Origin of the sequence: Methanobrevibacter sp. (assembly GCF_045646045.1) — an archaeon.
Lineage (GTDB): Archaea > Methanobacteriota > Methanobacteria > Methanobacteriales > Methanobacteriaceae > Methanocatella.
Map to the genome: position 1 here is coordinate 1 of NZ_JAZRJY010000004.1, position 2,045 is coordinate 2,045.

4 protein-coding genes are annotated in these 2,045 nt (G+C 28.9%); all 4 read right to left on the reverse strand.

Annotation, left to right across the window (positions count from 1 at the left end; all coding sequences use genetic code 11):
- The coding region (locus tag ACKI5C_RS00115; RefSeq protein WP_407430806.1) for a hypothetical protein at positions 1-471 on the reverse strand (471 nt) is incomplete at its 3' end.
- A gap of 4 nt (positions 472-475) precedes the next feature.
- Positions 476-1,027: a hypothetical protein gene (locus tag ACKI5C_RS00120; protein ID WP_407430808.1), complete on the reverse strand. Its 552-nt coding sequence runs from the start codon at positions 1,025-1,027 to the stop codon at positions 476-478.
- 11 nt (positions 1,028-1,038) lie between these two features.
- A complete protein-coding gene (locus tag ACKI5C_RS00125) occupies positions 1,039-1,755 on the reverse strand; it encodes a hypothetical protein (protein ID WP_407430810.1) in 717 nt (238 codons plus the stop codon).
- A complete protein-coding gene (locus tag ACKI5C_RS00130; protein WP_407430812.1) occupies positions 1,742-1,930 on the reverse strand; it encodes a hypothetical protein in 189 nt (62 codons plus the stop codon). The genes ACKI5C_RS00125 and ACKI5C_RS00130 overlap by 14 nt, the downstream gene beginning before the upstream one ends.
- Positions 1,931-2,045 lie beyond the last annotated feature (115 nt).

A 2,045-nucleotide genomic window follows, 5' to 3' on the forward strand; every position in this document is an offset into this window, starting at 1 on the left:
AAGAAAATCTGAGTATGACTCATCATCTCGACTACCAAAATAAATAGTACCATATTCCATAAAGGCTTTAAGTTGATTATCTGTTAAAGATTCTAGTTTAACTACTTCATCTTCATCAAATAAATACTCGCCATCTTCTAAAACATAATTACCAGAATCATCACATTTTAGAACAAAGATTGTGTTAGGAAATAGTTTTTGCAGTCTCTGTAAAAACTCCTTTCCTCCATCACAATAATAAGATTGATAATACATAGTCAAGAAATAAGCTAATTTAGCTTCTATTGATTTTAATTTCAACTCGAATTTACCTGAGGTATAAGGCGGCTCATTATTTTCCGACCAAGGCTTAATTATATAGTCTTTTAAAAATAAGTCTTCGTGAACTTCATAATTTTGTTCACGATCTAAAGTAAGACAATGCGTGCTAGAGCTATTGGTTTCAAATACGTTTCTTCTGATATTTAACATATAATTATCCTCTAAATAAATTTTCTATATCGTCTTCAGCCGGTTCGCCGTCCCAACTTTCGAAATAGCTTTCATAATGATAACTATTGTCGTTATCGATCATAATAATAACTTTATTACTAAAAATAATATCTTCAATACTTAAATCTTTTTCATAAGAAGTTCCTCTACTTTGGTGATCTACATAACCTAACGGATTATATTTATCCCCAAATTCAAATTTAACTTCTTCTACTTCTGGACAGCAAGATTTAACTACCTTGATAATTTCTTGAACAGATTTATCTTGAGATAACATATACTCAAATTCTTCTTCAGAAGGTGGATTTTGCCAATCATAATGAATACAGTTTCTATCTGTAATTAGATATGACAATTTTTCATGGGGATCTCTTAAAATTTCAGGTCCCCAACCATATTCACCAAATGAAATATATAATACTCCATCAGCAATAATTAAACCATTATAATCATAGTCTCTATCTTTCTTAGAAATAACTAGACTATGAGTTGAACTTGAGTTTGTCTCAAATACGTTTTTTCTAATTTGAATCATTTACAACCCTCCTAATGATTATCGTGGTCAATAATAATCATAATATCACCTGAAAATAAATAAGTTTCAAAGCCGATTTCTTTAATTAAGTCATAAAGACTATCTTCCATAGATTGATGGTCAATTGAGCCGAATTTTGAAAATGCTTGAACGCCCTCTGGTTGTTTAAAACCGTCTTCGTCTTCAAAATCATAGTTGTGCCAAAATGGGTGATTAATAGTGTTAGGTTGATCTTCAAAAACATCCTCAACGTCATAGCTACTTACTTCATTGTCATCCCACCAGCAATAATTAAAGCCTTTAAATTCATCTTCACAGTATTTAGTTAATAATGCTTTTAATTCTTTAACTAAATCAGATTCATCTAAAATCTTACAAGCATCATCCCATCTTTGTTGAGCATTTTCATCTTCATAATGATTCCATAGATATTCATTATAAAATTCTAACTCATCATCGGAAACTTTATAATTAGGATCTTTATGGCCTGATAAAACTTCATGAGCAATTAAAGTCATTAAATAATTTAATTTTTCATGCCAATTTTTAATAGGAGTTTCACGAGTCCAATGATATTGACCGAAATTAATATCCCAAGTTCCATCATCATTTAAGTAATAATCTGGAATTTTATGTTTATCAATTTCACTTGGTTTTTTGCTTCTATATACTAATGAATGTGTTGAACTTGAATTTGTTTCAAAAACATTTTGTCTAATTTTTAACATTTTTTCTGTCCTCCGGTAATTCATATTTGCAAGAAGTTAAAGCCTCTAAAAATAAATTTAAACGAGCTTCATCTTTAAAATAAGCAACTGTATAATGAATATTTTCTTCATCATCATAAACATCTAAAGCTATTTGTTTTCTGTCTGGATATTTTGAAATTTTTAATGTTTTCATATTATCACCTCTAGTATATTATACAATATAAAACTACTTGGATTCCTTCCAAATCTTAAATTCTTTTTTTAATTGATTGCGAATTTTACTATAGGCATAATCTGGTAGATAAGTT

Bases quoted from the DNA above. Each gene is read 5' to 3' on its own strand.
- ACKI5C_RS00120 (WP_407430808.1), bottom strand. From the start codon at position 1,027: ATGATTCAAATTAGAAAAAACGTATTTGAGACAAACTCAAGTTCAACT.
- ACKI5C_RS00125 (WP_407430810.1), bottom strand. From the start codon at position 1,755: ATGTTAAAAATTAGACAAAATGTTTTTGAAACAAATTCAAGTTCAACA.
- ACKI5C_RS00130 (WP_407430812.1), bottom strand. From the start codon at position 1,930: ATGAAAACATTAAAAATTTCAAAATATCCAGACAGAAAACAAATAGCT.